Below are 16,364 nucleotides of genomic sequence, written 5' to 3'. Positions count from 1 at the left end.
GTCCCGGGAGGATCTGCATGCGACTGACCAAGCCCCGCATCGCGCCGGTGGCCGACGCCGACCTGAACGCCGACCAGGCCGAGATCCTCAAGCCGATGGCCGATACCGGCCGCGTGCTGAACATCTTCCGCACCATGGTCAACGCGCCCAAGGCGGCGCGCGGCTTCCTGGCCTGGGGCAACTATGTGCTCAGCCGGCGCAACGACCTGCCGGCGCGCGAGCGCGAGATCGTCATCCTGCGCATCGGCTATCTGTGCAAGTCCGGCTACGAGTGGACCCAGCACTACGCCATCGGCGAGCGTTCGGGCCTGTCGAGGGACGAGATCGCCCGCATCAAGCTGGGCGCCGACGCGCCCGGCTGGAGCGCGGCCGACGCGGCGCTGCTGCGCGCCTCTGACGAGCTGCACCACGACCAGTTCATCACCGACACGACCTGGGCGGCGCTGAAGGCCCACTTCAGCGACAAGCAGTGCATGGACGTGGTGTTCACCGCCGGCCAGTACACCCAGGTGTCGATGATCCTGAACAGCTTCGGGGTGCAGCTGGACGAGGGCCAGACCCTCGATCCCGACCTGAAGGGCTTCTGAGGTGGCCGGGCGGCTGGCGGGCAAGGCCGCCGTGGTGGTGGGCGCCGGCCAGACCCCGGGCGAGACCATCGGCAACGGCCGCGCCATCGCCCTGCTGTTCGCCCGCGAGGGCGCGCGGGTGCTGTGCGTCGACCGCGACGAGGCGCGGGCGGCGGAAACCGCGGCGATGATCGGCGAGGAGGGCGGGGAGGCGTCGGCCTTCGCCGCCGACATCCGCAAGGCGCAGGCCTGCGAGGCGGTGGCCGCGGCCTGCCGCGAGCAGCTGGGCGGCCTGGACATCCTGGTGCAGAACGTCGGCATCGGCGGCGGTGGCGACGGGCCGGCGCACCGCCTGACCGAGGAGGCGTTCGACCGCATCCTGGCGGTGAACCTCAAGGGCGCCTGGCTGATGTCGCGCGCGGTGCTGCCGGGCATGCGCGAGCAGGGTTCGGGCGCGATCGTCTTCACCTCGTCGCTGGCGGGTATCGCCGGCGGAAACCAGGTCGCCTACGAGGTCTCCAAGGCGGGGGTGAACCGGCTGACCACCTCGATCGCCCAGGCCAACGCCGGCAAGGGCGTGCGCTGCAACGCCGTGGCCCCCGGGCTGATGGACACGCCGATGGCCGTCGCCGGCATCGCCCAGGCCCGCGGCGAGGACCAGGAGGCCGTCCGCCAGGCCCGCAACGCCCGCGTGCCGCTGGGCGGGAAGATGGGGACCGCCTGGGACACGGCCTGGGCGACCCTGTTCCTCGCCTCGGACGAGGCCCGCTTCATCACCGGGGTCGTGCTGCCGGTGGACGGCGGCATGTCCAGCCGGATCGGGTAGGGGGCAGGGCGGGGAGGGCGCAACCCCTCACCTTCCCGATCGCTGGCGCGATCGGGCCCCTTCCTCTCCCTATGGGAGAGGTGAGGTAAGCCGCGGATCGCACTGGGAAATCACCTCTCCCATAGGGAGAGGGAAGGTGAGGGGGTACGGTGTGGGCCCCTATCCCCCCAGCCCCTCCAGCGCCAGCAGGGCGTAGGTCGCCAGCCAGTGCTCGCCCATGTAGTCGGCGTCGAGGTGCGGCAGGCCGGCCTCCAGGTGGCGCTCGGCGGCCTGAAGCACGCGGTCCTGCGCTGCTTCCGGGGCGAAGGGGGCCAGGGCGCGCCAGCACCAGGCGCGGCTGAGGTTGAGGCCGTCGAGATGGGCGATCTGGCCGTCGCTGCGGTCGCTGACCCGGGCCGGCTCGAACAGGCTTTGCGGCTGGCCCTCGGCGAGCCGGGGCAGGAAGCGCGCGAACCAGGCGGCGAACCGCGCTGCCGGCAGCACCCGGCGCATGCATTCGGCCTCGACCAGGGTGGCGGAGAGGAAGTCGGCGCCGCTGGGCTCCCAGGCTTGAGCGTCGGCGTCGCCGGCGAACCAGCCGGCGGCGGTGGTCTTCAGCGCTTCCAGCAGGGCGCCGTCGCGCACCGCCTCGGCGTAGTCGAGAGCCAGGATGAAGGCGAAGGCGCTGGACGAATGCACCCCCGAACGCACCGGATAGGACGCCTTGGGCAGCCAGCCCTGAAAACGCTGCACGAAGGCGCCGGCCAGGGGACGGAGGGTTGCGGCCCAGCGGCGGCCGTCGTTGGTGCCGGCGCGCTCCAGCTCCGCCTGCAGCGCCAGCAGCCAGGCCCAGCCGTAGGGTCGCTCGAAGCCGCGGGCCGCCGGGCGGGCCAGGAAGTTCAGCTCGCCGGCGACGTTCTCCAGGGTGAAGGCCTCGTCCAGTCGCGCGCGGATCGCCGGGGCCGCGGCGCCCTGCGGTTGGAGCCGCAGGAGGCGCGCCAGCAGCCAGTGGCTGTGCACCGCCGAGTGCCAGTCGAAACTGCCGTAGAAGATCGGGTGCAGGGCGCGAGGGCCGGCCAGGTCGGCCTCGCCGGTCAGCACCTGGTCCAGCTTGTTGGGATACTCGCGGGTCACATGGCCCAGGGCCATGCGGGCGAAATCTTCGGCGAGGGCCGGGGTCAGGCGGGACATGCGAACGTCAGCTCCAATGGTGGAACACCAGCAGATCCATCAGGGCGGTGTTGGCGACCAGCATGGCCAGGGCCGTCGGCGCCTGGGCCCGGATCACCGCGTAGCGGTCGGGCAGGTCCAGCAGGGCCGCCGGCACGATGTTGAAGTTGGCCGCCATCGGGGTGACCAGGGTGCCGCAGAAGCCGGACAGCATGCCGATCGCCGCCATCACCGCCGGGTCGCCGCCGAACTTGCCGACGATCAGCGGCAGGCCGATGCCGGCGGTCATCACCGGGAAGGCGGCGAAGGCGTTGCCAATGATCATCGTGAACAGCGCCATGCCGACGCAGTAGGCGACCACCACCGCCAGCCGGCTGTCGGCCGGGATGGCCCCGGCGGCCAGATGCCCGATCACCTTGCCGACCCCGGCCAGGGCGAACACCGCGCCCAGGGCGGCCAGCGCCTGAGGCAGGATCGCCGCCCAGCCGATGGCGTCCATCAGCCGGCGCGCCTCCTGGAAGGGCGCGACGAGGGGCGGGCGCAGCACCAGCATGCCGATGGCCAGCGCCGCCAGGGCGCCCAGGGTGAGGGAGATGACGGTGGCCTGCTTGACGTCCAGGACCCTGGTCCAGTCGACGCCGGGCGCTTTGACCGCCAGGGCTCCTGTGACTGCGACCGCGGGGATCACCAGGGCGATGGCGAACAGCGCCTCCTTCCAGCGCCCGGCTGAGGCCTGGCGCTCTGCGGCGCTGGTGGTCTGCGCCCGGCTGTGGCCTGGCCCCCAGGCGGCGACCCCGGCGATGGCCAGCACCAGCAGGCCGTTGGCGAAGTCGCCGATGTGGCTGCCGCCCAGGAAGCTGAGGGCGAACAGGCTCCAGAACAGGCTGGTGCGCAGGCGCCGCGGATTGGAGCGGTCCCTGAAGCTGAGCGCCGCCACGACCGCCATCAGGGCGCCGACGACGATGTAGACCCACTCCAGGGTGATCATCGCCGGCCCCCGACCTGCCGCTTGAGCCGCCGATCGAGGCGCAGCAGCCTCACCGCGTGGACCGCTAGGGCAATCACGGCGGTGGGGATGGCCCACTGCGACAGCTTCAGCGGCGAGACGTCGACCCCGCTGGCGGCCATGAAGCCCTTGATCAGCAGGATCGAGCCGACGGCGATGAAGATGTCCTCGCCGAACACGGCGGCGATGTTGTCCACCGCCGCGGCGTGGGCGCGGATCTGCGCCCGGCCGGCGTCGTCCAGCGCCGGATCCTGCGCTTCGGCCGCCGCCTCGGCCATCGGCGCCACCAGCGGCCGGACCATCGCGGCATGGCCGCCGAGGCCGGGCAGCCCCAGCGCGATGGTCAGCTGGCGCACCACGAAATAGATCAGCAGCAGCCGGCCGACCGTGGCCGCCCTCAGGCGCCCCACCAGCTGGCGCGCCCGCTCCTGCAGGCCGTAGCGTTCCAGCAGCCCGATCACCGGCAGCACCAGCCACAGCACGCTGACGTAGCGGGCGTCGTTGAACGCCTTGCCGAAGGCGGAGACTACCACCACCGGACCCATCCCCGCCGCCAACCCGGTGGCGATCGCCGCCGCGACCACCACCAGCAGCGGATTGAACCGCAGCAGGAAGCCGGCGACGACGATGGCGATGCCGATCAGGACGATCATGGGCTGGCCGCCGCTCCGCCGGAGCCCCCATCCCGGCCTTCGGCCGGACTTCCCCCAGTGGGGGAAGATAACGGTAGCGGCGCTTCTCCTCCCCCGTTGGGGGAGGGGGACCCCCGAAGGGGGTGGAGGGGGCTCCAGCGAAGCGCCGCCCTCACACCCGCACCGCCACGGCCCGCCACCCCTCGAACGTCGTCTCCGGCTCGGCGTGCGCGCCCTCCACCGTCAGCGGTCGCGTCTCTCCCGCCGGCAGGAGCAGCACCAGCCGCCGCGCGGCGGGATAGTGGCCCTCCAGGCTCGGGGCCACCGTGATCGTCTCGGCGGAGCATATGACCCTCAGTCGCCAGAGCGCGGTCCCGCCGCGGCGCCAGGCCTGGCTCTCGCCGTCGTCCTCGATGCTGATCGCCTGGAAGGCGCCCTCGTCCAGCGGCGCGATCAGCATCGCGCGGGTGTCGGCGCGATGGGCGAAGGTCTGCGGCGCGATGTTGAGGGCAAGGCCGCTGCCGGCGCGCTGCAGCAGGATCGGCTTGTCCCACGGAGCGGAAAGGGTGATGCGCCGGCTGCCGGCGTGGCGCTGGCCGCTCCAGTAGTCCAGCCAGTCAGCGCCCGCCGGCAGCCAGACGCTGCGCTCCGCCTGGCCCGGCTCCACCACCGGCGCGACCAGCAGGTCCGGGCCCAGCATCCAGCTATCGTCATCGGAAAGGCAGGCCGGGTCGTCCGGGAAATCCAGAAAGGTCGGCCGCATCACCGGATCGCAGAGCTCGGCATAGGTGAACAGCAGGCGGTAGATCTGCGGCAGGAAGCGGTAGCGCAGCTTGATCAGGTCGCGCACGTACGGTGTCGCCCGCGGATGCATCCACGGCTCGTTGGCCGTGGCGTCGTCGTTCCAGGAGTGGATCGAGAACCGCGGCATCAGCAGGCCGAACTGCACCCAGCGCACCAGCAGCTCGGCGTCCGGCGCCGGGCCGGAGAAGCCGCCGACGTCGTGGCCCGTGTTGGACACGCCGCTGAGCGCCAGGCCCAGCCCCATCTTCAGGTTGAAGCGCAGGGTCTCCCAGCGGGTGTAGTTGTCGCCCGACCAGGTCTGCACATAGCGGTGCATGCCCACCGCCCCCGAGCGGGAGACCAGGAACGGGCGCCGGTCGGGCGCGTGCGCCAGCTGGGCGTCGCGCGATGCGCGGATCATCGCCAGGGTCTGCAGCGGCTTCGTCTCGCGGGCCGGGTGCGGGCGGCCGAAGCCGTGGGCGGTGGCGCGCGGCGAGATCACCTCGAACTCGTTGTTGTCGTTCCAGGTGGCCGCCATGCCGACGTCCAGCAGACTCTCGGTGACCCGGGCCTTCCACCAGTCGGCGGCGGCCGGATTGGTGAAGTCGAGATAGGCGCCGACCTCGTCCCAGAACTGGATCCACGCCGGCTCGCCGTCCGGATCGGCGATCAGGAGGCCCCTGGCGTGGGCTTCCTCGAACCGCGGGTGGTCGCGCAGCAGGGCCGGCTTGATGTTGGGAACCAGCCGCACGCCCGCGGCGGCGTAGCGGGCGACGAAGCCGGCGGGATCGGGGAACTTGTCGCGGTTCCAATGGAACACGTACCGCTTGGGCCCGATCGAGGTGTAGCCGCTGGACAGGTGGAAGCTGTCGCAGAGGATGTCGTGCGCCTCGCACCCTTCCAGGAAGCCCTCCATCTGCGCCTGGGCGTCCGGCGCGTCGGTGTAGCTCATGGTCGACCCGGAATAGCCCAGGGCCCAGCGCGGCGGCAGCGCCGGTCGCCCGGTCAGCCGGGTGAAGCGCCGCACCACGTCGACCACGCGGGGGCCGGCGATCAGCCAGTAGTCGAGATCGCCATGCTCGGCGACGAAGCCGCGGTAGTGGCCGTGGTAGTTGTCCAACTCGCGCCCGAAGTCGAAGGTGCAGTCGGCGAGGGTGTCGTAGAATAGGCCGAACGCCCCCGCGGGCCCGTCGCGATGGGTGATGTAGAACGGGATGTGCTTGTACAGCGGGTCCGTCGAAGCCGCGTCGTAGCCCATTGCGTCGAGGTTGGAGAGCCTGTAGCGCCCGCCCGCGCGATCGGTCGGCCCCGCCCGCTCCCCCAGGCCGAAATAGCGCTCGCCGGGCTTGCGCGCGAGGTAGTGGTGCGCCCGCCCATCCCACCAGCCGAAGTCGTAGGCCTGGGTCGGGCGGTCCTGAGCGATGGCCTGCCATTCGCCGTCCGTCCCGCGCTGGCGCCAGCTCAGGAACAGGCCATCCAGCCTGACCGACAGGCTGAGGCGTGACGTGGTGATCGTCAGTCGGCGGTCGGCTTCCTCGAGCAGGATGTCCGGCGGATGGAAGCCTGAGACGTCGAACCGGCTGCGGCCTTCCGCGGGGCAGTCGTCCTGCCAAGGCGCGATCGCCCAACTGTTCGGCCCCTTCAGCCGCCCCTCCGGCAGCACCAGCACCCGCATGATGTCGTCGGCCAGCACGAAGATATGGGCCGTGGCCGCCGTGTCGGAGGCGAGGTCCAGCCGCGGCCCGTCGCGGCCGGCGAGACGGAAGATCGGCGGGGCGGCAAGGGTGGGGTGCGCACGCAAGCTTCGTAGCGCGGTGCGCCTCTAGCCCCAAGACGCTAGCCTGCATATCTCTGCCGGCCGCGACCCGGTTCGCGGTTCCCGTCCTGCGGCCCGGCGATGTGTTGAGAGAGCTCTAGTATGGCCCGATCGTCCTATCCCCTGAAGCTGCCGGCTTCGGTGAAGGCTGCCGCCCAGCGGCTCGCCAAGGAAGATGGCGTGTCGCTCAATCAATGGATCGCCGTCGCGGTGGCTGAGAAGGTCGGCGCGGTGGAGACGGCCGCCGACTTCCTGAGGCGTCGGGCGGGTGAGGCCCGGCCGCTCGACCTGCTGCCCTATCTCGATGCCGCGGCGGACGAGGCGCCGGCGCCGGGGGACCTGTAGCCCTTCACCAGTTCCACATCGTCCCGTCTTCCAGCCGCGCCACCGGCAGCTGCTTGGGCTCGTAGGGATAGTTCGCCGCCAGCGCCTCGTCGATGTCGACGCCGTGGCCGGGCGCGTCGCCAGGGAACAGCAGGCCGTCTTCGAAATGATAGGCGTGCGGAAACACCGCGTCGGTCTCGGGGGTGTGGCGCATGTATTCCTGCACCCCGAAGTTCGGAACCCAGGTGTCGAAGTGCAGGGCCGCGCCCATGGTGACGGGCGACAGGTCCGTGGCGCCGTGACAGCCAGTGCGCACCTGCCAGACCGAGGCGAAGTCGGCGATTCGGCGCAGATGCGTGACCCCGCCCGCGCCGACGATGGTGGCGCGGATGTAGTCGATCAGCTGGTTCTGGATCAGGTCCTTGGCGTCCCAGAGGGTGTTGAACACCTCGCCCACCGCCAGCGGCGTGGTGGTGTGCTGGCGGATCAGGCGGAATACCTCCTGGTTCTCGGCCGGGGTCACGTCCTCCAGCCAGAACAGGCGGCTGGGCTCCAGCGCCTTGCCAAGCTGCGCGGCCTCCAGCGGGGTCAGGCGGTGGTGGGCGTCGTGCAGCAGGTGGGTGTCGAAGCCGACGCGGTCGCGGATCGCCTCGAACAGCTTGGGCGTATGGGTCAGGTACTTCGGCGTCGACCACACCGTCTCGGTGGGCAGGGTCGCGTCCGCCGGCTCGTAGAACATCTGCCCGCGGCCGACGCCGTAGGCCTTGTCGACGCCGGGGATGCCGCTCTGGGCGCGGACCGCCTTGTAGCCGAGGCCGATATAGCGCTCGACCTCGTCCACCGTCTCGATGATGTCGCCGCCGTTGGCGTGGCCGTACACCATCACCCCGTGGCGGCTGGGTCCGCCCAGCAGGTCGTAGAGCGGCGCGCCCAGGGCCTTGGCCTTGATATCCCACAACGCCACGTCGACGGCGGCGATGGCGCGCATGGTCACCGGCCCGCGCCGCCAGTAGGCGCCGCGGTACAGGTATTGCCAGATGTCCTCGATGGCCCGGGCGTCGCGGCCGATCAGCACCGGGATGACGTGGTCTTCCAGATAGGCGACCACGGCCTTCTCGCGGCCGTTCAGGGTGGCGTCGCCGATACCGTGGACACCCTGGTCGGTCTCGATCTTCAGGGTGACGAAGTTGCGGCCGGGGCAGGTGACGATCACCCGCGCGCCGGTGATGCGGAACGGCGTCAGGCGGCCCGCCTCACGGGCGGAAGCGGCCGGCGGCGAAGCGGACAAGGCATGATCCTCCGATGGAGGCCAAGGCCTAACCGCTGGCGCGCGCCGGCGCTAGGTGGTGATCCGGCCTACGGATACACCGGCTTGCCGTCGGGGCCCTTAAGCCCGTCCGTCCACTGCTTGCGGACCATGTCCTTCACCGTGTCCGGCAGGCTGATGTAGTCGAGCGAGGCGGCGGTGGCGTCGCCGTTCTTGTAGGCCCAGTCGAAGAAGCTCAGCACCGCCTTGGCCTTGGCCGCGTCGGTCTGGGCCTTGTGCATCAGGATGAAGGTCGCGCCGGTGATCGGCCACGACTTGGCGCCCGGCTGGTCGAGCAGCAGCAGGTAGTTGCCCGGCGCCTTGGTCCAGTCGGCGCCGGCCGCCGCGGCGGCGAAGGCGCTCGCCTCGGGGGCGACGAACTGGCCGTCGTGGTTCTTCAGGTCCACGTAGGTCATCTTGTTCTGCTTGGCGTAGGCGTATTCCACGTAGCCGATGGCGCCCGGCGTGGTCTTCACGAAGGCCGAGACGCCGTCGTTGCCCTTGCCGCCCTGGCCGGTGGGCCAGTTCACCGAGTCGCTGGCGCCGACCTTGGACGACCAGGTCGGGTTCTGTCCGGCGAGGTAGGAGGTGAAAAGGAAGCTGGTGCCCGAGCCGTCGGCGCGGTGCACCACGGTGATCGGCAGGTTCGGCAGGGCCACGCCCGGGTTGAGGGCGGCGATCTGCGGCGCGTTCCAGGTCTTGATGGCGCCCAGGAAGATGTCGCCCAACACCGCGCCGGTCAGCTTGATCTGGCCGGGCTGAATGTTCGGCAGATTCACGATCGGCGCGACGCCGCCCATCACGGTGGGGAACTGGATCAGGCCTTGCTTGTCCAGTTCCTCGGGCTTCAGCGGCTTGTCGGAGGCGCCGAAGTCGACGGTGTTGGCCTCGATCTGCTTGATGCCGCCGCCCGAACCGATCGCCTGGTAGTTCAGGGTCAGGTTGGTGGAGGCCTTATAGGTCTCGGCCCACTTGGCGTAGAGCGGGGCCGGGAAGGTCGCGCCCGCGCCGGAGATGCCGCCGCCACCGCCGCCGCCCCCGGCGCTCGAGCCGCCGTTGTTGCCGCAGGCCGCGAGGGCCACGCCGGCCGTCAGGGCCAGGCCGGTGAGAAGCAGCTTCCGCTTGTTCATGGATATCCTCCGTAGGGTGCGGACGGTTCTGGCGCCTTCGCGCGACGGTTCGATGAAGCCTGTTGCGCGCGTCGATGCAAGCGCTGCCGTGAGGCTTGGCCGCCGCAGCCCGTTTCTCAAGGCTGATCCACGGAAAATCAAACTTCTTGCGCGTTGAAATTAAAAATATTAAGTGCCAAATCAAGAATGATGAGGATGCGATGGCGCAGGGCGATACCGCGGACTGGCAGGAGCTGACCGATCTGACCCGGGACCAGCCGTTCGTCGTCGAGCGGGTGCGGCTGACGGCCAAGGACGTGGCCATCGAGGGGCGCTGGGCGATCCCCGAACTTGCCCGCCTCTCCGGCGAGGACCAGGTGTTCGTCGCCGCCTTCCTGCGCAGCCACGGCTCGATCAAGGAGATGGAGCAGGTGTTCGGCGTCAGCTACCCGACGGTGAAGGCCCGGCTGAACCGCATCGCCGAGAAGCTGGAGTTCGTCGACCTGGCGCCGCAGCCGTCCCGCGCCGAGGTGCTGGACCGCCTGCGCCGCGGCGAGCTGAGCGCCGACGAGGCGGTCAAGGCGCTGGAGGCGCTGAAATGATCCCGCTGTTCCTGTCCGTCAGCGTGCGGACCGTGCACCAGCGGCCGATCCGCATCTGGCTGCCGCTGGTGCTGATCTGGATCCTGCTGGCGCCCCTGCTGGTGCTGATCGTGCCGGCGGTGATGATCCTGGGCGCGATCGCCGGGATGAACCCGTTCGCCGCCGTCGGCAGCTTTTTCGCCGTCTTCTGCGCCCTCTCGGGGACGCATGTGGAAGTCGAGGCGCCCGACGCCTCCGTCTTCCTGCACATCACCTGAAGGAGCTCTTCCATGAGCGATGACCGTCGCGCGATCCTGGGCATGCTGGCGGAGGGCAAGATCACCGCCGACGAGGCCGACCGGCTGATCGCCGCCCTTGGCCAGCCTTCGCAACCGCCCTATGCCGACCCCGCCCCGGTCGCCCGGCCCGCCCGCGCCAAGTACCTGCGGGTGGTGGTTGACGCCAACGATCCGCAGGGCCCGGCCAAGGTGAACGTGCGGGTGCCGATGCAGCTGCTGCGCGCCGGGGTGCGTCTCAGCGCGCTGATCCCGCCGCAGGCGCGCGAGCAGGTCAACGCCGCCATGGCGCGCCAGGGCATCGCCTTCGACCTCAACCAGCTGAAGCCGGAGAACCTCGAAGACCTGATCGAACAGCTCAGCGACCTCACGGTCGACGTCGATGCGGACAACGCCAAGGTCCGCGTGTTCTGCGAATAGGAGACCGGCCCATGTCGATGACCCTCGCCGACGGGCTCGCGCCTGCCGCCCCCACCGCCGGCAAGCGGCCCGTCCTGCCCGGCCTTGCCGATCCGCGCACCCTGAAGGGAGCGGCCGCGCGCAAGGCGCGCAAGGAGCGGGTGTTCGGCAACATCCCGCAGATCGCCTTCGAGCAGCCGATCTATCTGCTGCGCGCCCTGGGCGGCTCGGCGCTGATCGTCAGCGACCCGGCCGGCGTCAAGCGGGTGCTGATCGACAACGTCGCCAACTATCCCAAGACCGAGATGGAGCAGCGGATCTTCCGCGCCCTGTTCGGCAACGGCCTGCTGGGCACGGACGGCGAGCTCTGGCGTCGCCACCGGCGGATCATGGCCCCGGCGTTCGATCCGCGCAGCGTCGCCGGCTACGGCCCGGCGATCAGCCGCGCCTGCGACGGCTTCTACGGCCACTGGGACCAGCTGCCGCCGGGCGGCGAGGTCGACATCGGCGCCGAGATGAGCCGGCTGACCCTGCGCATCATCGCCGGCACCATGTTCTCCGCCGACAGCGACGACGTCATCGGCCTGGTGGCGGAGAGCATGAAGGACGGGATCGGCATCGGGCCGTTCAGCATCCTGGACGTGCTGCCGGTGATCGGGCGCATGCGCATGGACCGGCGCGTGCAGCAGATGGCCGAGCGTTTCCGGCCACTGGACGCCGCCATCAACCGCATGATCGACGCCCGGCAGAAGGACCCGCAGGGTTCCGCCGCCGACCTGCTCGGCCGGCTGGTCGGCGCGCACGACGAGGGCGGCGACGCGGCCCTGACCTCGCGCGAGATCCGCGACCAGGTGATCACCATCTTCATCGCCGGCCACGAGACCACCGCCCAGGCGATGACCTGGACCTGGTATCTGCTGTCGCAGCATCCGGCCGAGGAGGCGCGGCTGCACGAGGAGCTGGACCGGGTGCTGGGCGGGCGCACGCCGACCCAGGAGGACCTGCCGAACCTCGCCTTCACCCGCCGAGTGGTCGAGGAATCCATGCGCATCTATCCGACCGCGCCCGGCATCTCGGCCCGCGTGGCCGTCGCCGACGACGAAATCTGCGGGGTGAAGGTGCGCAAGGGCCAGGCGATCGCCATCGCCCCCTGGCTGCTGCACCACCACAAGACCTTGTGGGACGACCCGGCGCGGTTCGATCCGGACCGCTTCCTGCCCGAGCGCAGCGCCGGCCGGCCGCGTCTGGCGTACATGCCATTCGGCGCGGGGCCGCGGGTCTGCATCGGCCAGGTGCTGGCGATGAACGAGGCGACCCTGATCCTGGCCGGCCTGGCGCAGCGCTATCGGCTCAGCCTCTCGCCGGGGCAGGACATCGTGCCCCTGGCCAACGTCACCCTGCGGCCCAAGTACGGCATGCGGATGATGGTCGAACGTCGGGTCTGATCCCGCCCCGAGCCTCCCCGGCGACGCCGGACCGACTGCCCCCTTCCCGTCTGCCTTCCTGCGAAGGTTCTGGGGAGGGGGCGCTTTCTTGGTCGAACGAACTATTTCAGTCGAACGAGACCGGCAGCAGGCGCTCGTAGGTGCGCCGCACCGCGCCGTAGCATTCGCAGGTCATCGCCTCGAGCCCGGCGCGATCGAGGATGTCCACCACGCCGCGGCGATAGCGGATCAGGCCCCTGGCCTGCAGCGCCCCGGCGACCGCGGTCACCGTCGTACGCTGCACCCCCAGCATGTCGGCCAGGAACTCCTGGGTCAGGCTGACGGTGTCGATGTCGATGCGGTCGCGGCACGACAGCAGCCAGCGGCAGAACCGCGCCTCCACCGAGTGCAGGGCGTTGCAGGCCACCGACTGGATGGCGTGGCCGTAGAGGGCGTCGGTGTGGCGATCCACCAGGTCGCGCAGGTGGGCGCTCTTGGCCCAGGCCTCGTGCAGGTGCGCGGCGCTGATCCGTGAGGCGCGGCCGCCGACCTGGATGATCGCCCGGCTCAGCGACTGGCGCGGCGCGGCGGCGGCCATCAGGCCCAGCGCGCCCTCGCGGCCGATGGTGGCGCTCTCGATCGCCGCCCCGTTGCGCATCAGCGTCATCAGGGAAATGACGGTGTTGTGCGGGAAGTATATGGTGTCGATCTCGTCCCCGGGATCGTACAGCAGCCGCCCCTTCTCCAGCTCCACGAGCGTCAGGTGAGGGGTCAGCAGACCATGGTCCTCTGGGGAAAGCGCGTTCAACAGGCGGTTCGTCAAGGGGTGCAACGGTCTCGTCATGGCGAATCGAACGTCGTCTTGCGGCGACGGTTGCAAGGTATCGATCGGCTCCGCTTGAGACTGTCTGGAACCCGACCTTTCGCGGTCCAAGGAAAATCCAGATCAGGCAACCACTTGTGAGCGAATGCGCAGAAGGCAGTTCTAGAAGATCAACGGCTGTCGGCTAGCCGACATTCGCCGGACCAGGCTCTTGTCCACAACCTCGGAACATCGGAAGCAACTATGCGATATCGCCAACTTGGCCGCAGCGGCCTGTTCGTCTCGGAAATCTGCCTTGGAACCATGACTTTCGGCGGCGCCGCCGGCGGCATCTGGGCCGCCATCGGCGATCTCGACCAGAAGCAGGTCAACGGCGTGATGGGCAAGGCGCTGGAGAGCGGCGTCAATTTCATCGACACCGCCGACGTCTATTCGCAGGGCCTGTCCGAGCGGCTGGTCGGCCAGTCGCTGAAGGACCTGGGCGTCAAGCGCTCGGACGTGGTGATCGCCACCAAGGCGTTCGGCGAGATGGGGCCGGGACCCAACGACCGCGGCGCCTCGCGCGGGCACCTGATGGATGCGGTGAAGGCCAGCCTGGATCGGCTCGGCGTCGACCACATCGACCTCTACCAGATCCACGGCAACGACCCGGTCACGCCGCTGGACGAGACCCTGCGGGCGCTCGACGACATGGTCAGCCAGGGGCTGGTCCGCTACGTCGGCTGCTCCAACTGGGCGGCGTGGAAGATCGCCAAGGCGGTGGGGATCAGCGACCACCGGGGCCTCAGCCGCTTCGCCACCGTCCAGGCCTACTATTCCATCGCCGGCCGCGACCTGGAGCGCGAGATCGTGCCGATGATGCAGAGCGAAGGCGTGGGACTGCTGGTCTGGTCGCCGCTGGCGGGCGGGCTGCTGTCGGGCAAGTTCGGGCCGGGCAGCAACGGGCCGGAGGGCGCGCGCCGCACGGTGTTCGACTTCCCGCCGGTGAACACCGAGCGCGCCTGGCCGGTAGTCGAGGCGATGCGCCAGATCGGGGACGCCCACGGCGTCTCCGTGGCCCGCGTGGCCCTGGCCTGGGTGCTGGCCAAGCCCTTCGTCACCAGCGTGATCATCGGCGCCAAGACCGAGGAGCAGCTCGACGACAACCTGGCCGCCGCCGACCTGGAGCTGACGGCCGACGAGGTCAAGGCGCTGGACGCGGTGTCCGAGCTGCCGTCGGAATACCCGGGCTGGATGTTCCAGCGCCAGGGCGCCAACCGCACGCCCAGGCCGTTCGTGCGGAAGGGGTAGGGGGCGCAGGCGCTTCATCCCAACTCTTGCCGTCACCCTCGGCCTTGTGCCGAGGGTCCATGCACACGTGAGAACGAATGGCGCGCTACGAAGGGCGCGCCACGACGTGGCGGTCGCCGTGCGTCGCTCCGCTGCCGCTCGCAACGGCCTCTCCTGTGTTCATGGATCCTCGGGACTAACGCCCGAGGATGACGGTGGAGGGGGGAAGGAGCGCGTGCTCGTCGCCCTAGTGGAAGTCCAGATGCACCCGCGCGCCGACGTCCGGCGGCTGGCGGGTGGCGTTGGCCTTGGCGATTTCCCAGGCGAAGCGCACGGGGCGGGCCTCCGAGAGCCAGACCTGCGCATCCTCGCACTCGAAGCACAGCATGGTCAGCGCAGGATCACTGCGGCCGCCCGGATACCAGGCCGAGACGATGGCGTTCCAGTAGCGCTCGATGCGGATCGGATCGTGCTGCAGGCTGAGCTCGCCGGAGAGCGAGGCGTGCAGGTCCTTGTGCTGGAAGCTGAACAAAGCCGGCCGGCCGCTCTGCGCCTGGCGGGCCAGGTCGGTGTCGCTGCGGGTGAAGAACCACAGCTGGCGGCGCGAACGTTCGGGAAAGGCGGTCATCGGCTGGGCGTGGGGCAGGTAGCCGCCGCCAAGGCTCAGCATGCCGACCTTGTGCCCCTCTATGCATTCCCAAAGATGCATCTCCACATCGGCGGGCTTGCTCAGGTCGATCTGCATGGTGCGGGTCTCCGGGATTTCGGGTTCAGTCCCTCAACCCGGCACGGGGTCCTTGGTTCCGCTTGAAAAAAGCCCCGACCGGCGGCGCCGATCGGGGCTTCATTTCGTAAATTCAAAGGCTTGTGGGAAAATCCGCCCAGCGCCTTCACAAGGAAGTGCTGGGCGGGCCGTGGCCTAGTAGCCCTGGATGCGGGCGTAGCGGTCGCGGTGGAACGCCTGGTTGCCGTAGGTGGCTTCCGCGGCGCGGGCGCGCTTCAGGTAGAGGCCGGCGTCGTGGGCGTCGGTCATGCCGATGCCGCCGTGCATCTGGACCATCTCGTTGGACACCAGGTGCAGGGTGTCGCCCATCTTGGCCTTGGCCAGGGACACCAGTTCCGGCACGTCCGGGCTGTCGGCGTCGATGGCCGCCAGGGCCGCCTCGACGCACGAGCGCGACAGTTCCAGGTCGGTGAACATCTTGGCCGCGCGGTGCTGCAGCGCCTGGAAGGAGCCGATCACCTGGCCGAACTGCACGCGGACCTTGAGGTAGTCGAGGGTGGTCTCAAAGGCCTGCAGGGCGGCGCCCAGCATTTCCGCCGAGAGGCCGGCGCGGGCGCGGTCGAGCACCTTTTCCAGCAGCGGGTAGCCCTTGCCCTCTTCGCCGAGCAGCTCGGCGGGGGCGTTGTCGAAGCTGATGTTGGCCGCGCCGCGGCTGTCGGCCAGCTTCAGCGCCTTGCGGTTGACGCCGGAGGCGGAGGTGTCGACCAGGAACAGGCTGATGCCGTCCTTGTCGCCTTCGGCGCCGGAGGTGCGGGCGGAAACCACCAGCACGTTCGCCGCCATGCCTTCCAGCACGAACGACTTGGCGCCGGAGATCGTGTAGCCCGACCCGCTCTTGGTCGCCTTCACGGCCACCTTGGACGGGTTGTGGTGCGCGCCTTCGTCGATCGCCAGCGTGCCGACGGCTTCGCCCGAGGCGATCTTCGGCAGCCAGGCTTCCTTCTGCGCGCCGGAGCCGCCCAGGATCAGGGCGCTGGCGGCGGCCAGGGCGGACGACAGCAGCGGCGAGGCGGTCAGGGTGCGGCCGGTTTCTTCCAGCACCAGGCCCAGGCTCAGGTAGCCGAAGTCGGAGCCGCCGTATTCCTCGGGGATGATGACGCCCGTCCAGCCCATCTCCGCCATCTCGGCGAAGGCGGCCGGGTCGTAGGCCAGCGGCAGGCCGGCGTCACGGACCTTGCGGAACGCCGTCACCGGCGACTTTTCCTGGGTCCAGGTGCGCGCGGCGTCGCGCAGCATGCTTTGTTCTTCAGTCAGAACGGCCATTTTGGTCT

General features: G+C 70.0%; 17 protein-coding genes. 8 read left to right on the top strand and 9 right to left on the bottom strand.

The window, feature by feature from the left end; translation table 11 throughout:
• Positions 1–17 precede the first annotated feature (17 nt).
• Together ACO2Q3_RS04650 and ACO2Q3_RS04645 are read left to right on the top strand one after the other, a co-directional pair.
• Positions 18–587, top strand: coding sequence for a carboxymuconolactone decarboxylase family protein (locus ACO2Q3_RS04650; protein WP_423305365.1), 570 nt, complete (start codon positions 18–20; stop codon positions 585–587).
• 1 nt (position 588) lies between these two features.
• The gene (locus ACO2Q3_RS04645) at positions 589–1,392 is read left to right on the top strand and encodes an SDR family NAD(P)-dependent oxidoreductase (protein ID WP_423305364.1); all 804 of its coding nucleotides are present in this window, start codon (positions 589–591) and stop codon (positions 1,390–1,392) included.
• Positions 1,393–1,551: 159 nt separating this feature from the next.
• Here the strand turns inward: ACO2Q3_RS04645 and ACO2Q3_RS04640 are convergent, their stop codons facing one another.
• The 4 genes from ACO2Q3_RS04640 to ACO2Q3_RS04625 form a co-directional block, all read right to left on the bottom strand.
• A complete protein-coding gene (locus tag ACO2Q3_RS04640) occupies positions 1,552–2,562 on the bottom strand; it encodes a DUF2891 domain-containing protein (protein ID WP_423305363.1) in 1,011 nt (336 codons plus the stop codon).
• Between the two features lie 7 nt (positions 2,563–2,569).
• Positions 2,570–3,529, bottom strand: coding sequence for a DUF979 domain-containing protein (locus tag ACO2Q3_RS04635; protein ID WP_423305362.1), 960 nt, complete (start codon positions 3,527–3,529; stop codon positions 2,570–2,572).
• Complete coding sequence (locus ACO2Q3_RS04630; RefSeq protein ID WP_423305361.1) at positions 3,526–4,200, bottom strand: DUF969 domain-containing protein; 675 nt, start codon at positions 4,198–4,200, stop codon at positions 3,526–3,528. Before ACO2Q3_RS04630 ends, ACO2Q3_RS04635 begins: the two co-directional genes overlap by 4 nt.
• Positions 4,201–4,351: 151 nt before the next feature.
• Positions 4,352–6,763: a TIM-barrel domain-containing protein gene (locus tag ACO2Q3_RS04625; RefSeq protein WP_423305360.1), complete on the bottom strand. Its 2,412-nt coding sequence runs from the start codon at positions 6,761–6,763 to the stop codon at positions 4,352–4,354.
• Between the two features lie 195 nt (positions 6,764–6,958).
• Here ACO2Q3_RS04625 and ACO2Q3_RS04620 point away from each other — a divergent pair, with 195 nt between their 5' ends.
• Positions 6,959–7,123, top strand: coding sequence for a hypothetical protein (locus ACO2Q3_RS04620; protein ID WP_423305655.1), 165 nt, complete (start codon positions 6,959–6,961; stop codon positions 7,121–7,123).
• Between the two features lie 4 nt (positions 7,124–7,127).
• On the opposite strand, the gene manD is transcribed toward ACO2Q3_RS04620, so the two are convergent.
• Together manD and pstS are read right to left on the bottom strand one after the other, a co-directional pair.
• Complete coding sequence (manD, locus tag ACO2Q3_RS04615) at positions 7,128–8,345, bottom strand: D-mannonate dehydratase ManD (protein ID WP_423305654.1); 1,218 nt, start codon at positions 8,343–8,345, stop codon at positions 7,128–7,130.
• A gap of 113 nt (positions 8,346–8,458) precedes the next feature.
• Entirely contained in the window at positions 8,459–9,538 is a 1,080-nt protein-coding gene (gene pstS, locus ACO2Q3_RS04610; RefSeq protein ID WP_423305359.1) for a phosphate ABC transporter substrate-binding protein PstS, read from the bottom strand.
• Between the two features lie 200 nt (positions 9,539–9,738).
• Here pstS and ACO2Q3_RS04605 point away from each other — a divergent pair, with 200 nt between their 5' ends.
• From ACO2Q3_RS04605 to ACO2Q3_RS04590, 4 genes are read left to right on the top strand one after another with little or no spacing between them, the layout of a single operon-like run.
• A complete protein-coding gene (locus ACO2Q3_RS04605) occupies positions 9,739–10,119 on the top strand; it encodes a DUF2089 domain-containing protein (protein ID WP_423305358.1) in 381 nt (126 codons plus the stop codon).
• On the top strand, positions 10,116–10,376 hold the full coding sequence (locus ACO2Q3_RS04600) for a hypothetical protein (RefSeq protein WP_423305357.1): 261 nt from the start codon (positions 10,116–10,118) through the stop codon (positions 10,374–10,376). Before ACO2Q3_RS04605 ends, ACO2Q3_RS04600 begins: the two co-directional genes overlap by 4 nt.
• A 12-nt stretch (positions 10,377–10,388) precedes the next feature.
• Positions 10,389–10,814, top strand: a complete 426-nt coding sequence (locus ACO2Q3_RS04595) for an SHOCT-like domain-containing protein (RefSeq protein WP_423305356.1) — start codon at positions 10,389–10,391, stop codon at positions 10,812–10,814.
• Between the two features lie 11 nt (positions 10,815–10,825).
• The gene (locus ACO2Q3_RS04590) at positions 10,826–12,238 is read left to right on the top strand and encodes a cytochrome P450 (protein WP_423305355.1); all 1,413 of its coding nucleotides are present in this window, start codon (positions 10,826–10,828) and stop codon (positions 12,236–12,238) included.
• A 106-nt stretch (positions 12,239–12,344) separates the two neighbouring features.
• On the opposite strand, the gene ACO2Q3_RS04585 is transcribed toward ACO2Q3_RS04590, so the two are convergent.
• Positions 12,345–13,025, bottom strand: a complete 681-nt coding sequence (locus tag ACO2Q3_RS04585) for a Crp/Fnr family transcriptional regulator (protein WP_423305354.1) — start codon at positions 13,023–13,025, stop codon at positions 12,345–12,347.
• A gap of 258 nt (positions 13,026–13,283) precedes the next feature.
• Between ACO2Q3_RS04585 and ACO2Q3_RS04580 the strand changes: the two genes are divergently transcribed.
• Positions 13,284–14,330 (top strand): aldo/keto reductase, encoded by a 1,047-nt coding sequence (locus tag ACO2Q3_RS04580; RefSeq protein WP_423305353.1) that lies wholly within the window; start codon positions 13,284–13,286, stop codon positions 14,328–14,330.
• Positions 14,331–14,556: 226 nt separating this feature from the next.
• Here ACO2Q3_RS04580 and ACO2Q3_RS04575 read toward each other — a convergent pair whose 3' ends face one another.
• Positions 14,557–15,054, bottom strand: a complete 498-nt coding sequence (locus ACO2Q3_RS04575; RefSeq protein ID WP_423305352.1) for a pyridoxamine 5'-phosphate oxidase family protein — start codon at positions 15,052–15,054, stop codon at positions 14,557–14,559.
• A 174-nt stretch (positions 15,055–15,228) separates the two neighbouring features.
• Positions 15,229–16,356: an acyl-CoA dehydrogenase family protein gene (locus ACO2Q3_RS04570; RefSeq protein WP_423305351.1), complete on the bottom strand. Its 1,128-nt coding sequence runs from the start codon at positions 16,354–16,356 to the stop codon at positions 15,229–15,231.
• Positions 16,357–16,364: the final 8 nt, after the last annotated feature.

The sequence above is a fragment of the Caulobacter sp. KR2-114 genome (assembly GCF_049446115.1).
GTDB lineage: Bacteria > Pseudomonadota > Alphaproteobacteria > Caulobacterales > Caulobacteraceae > Acaudatibacter.
This window is presented reverse-complemented; position numbering and strand designations above follow the sequence as displayed.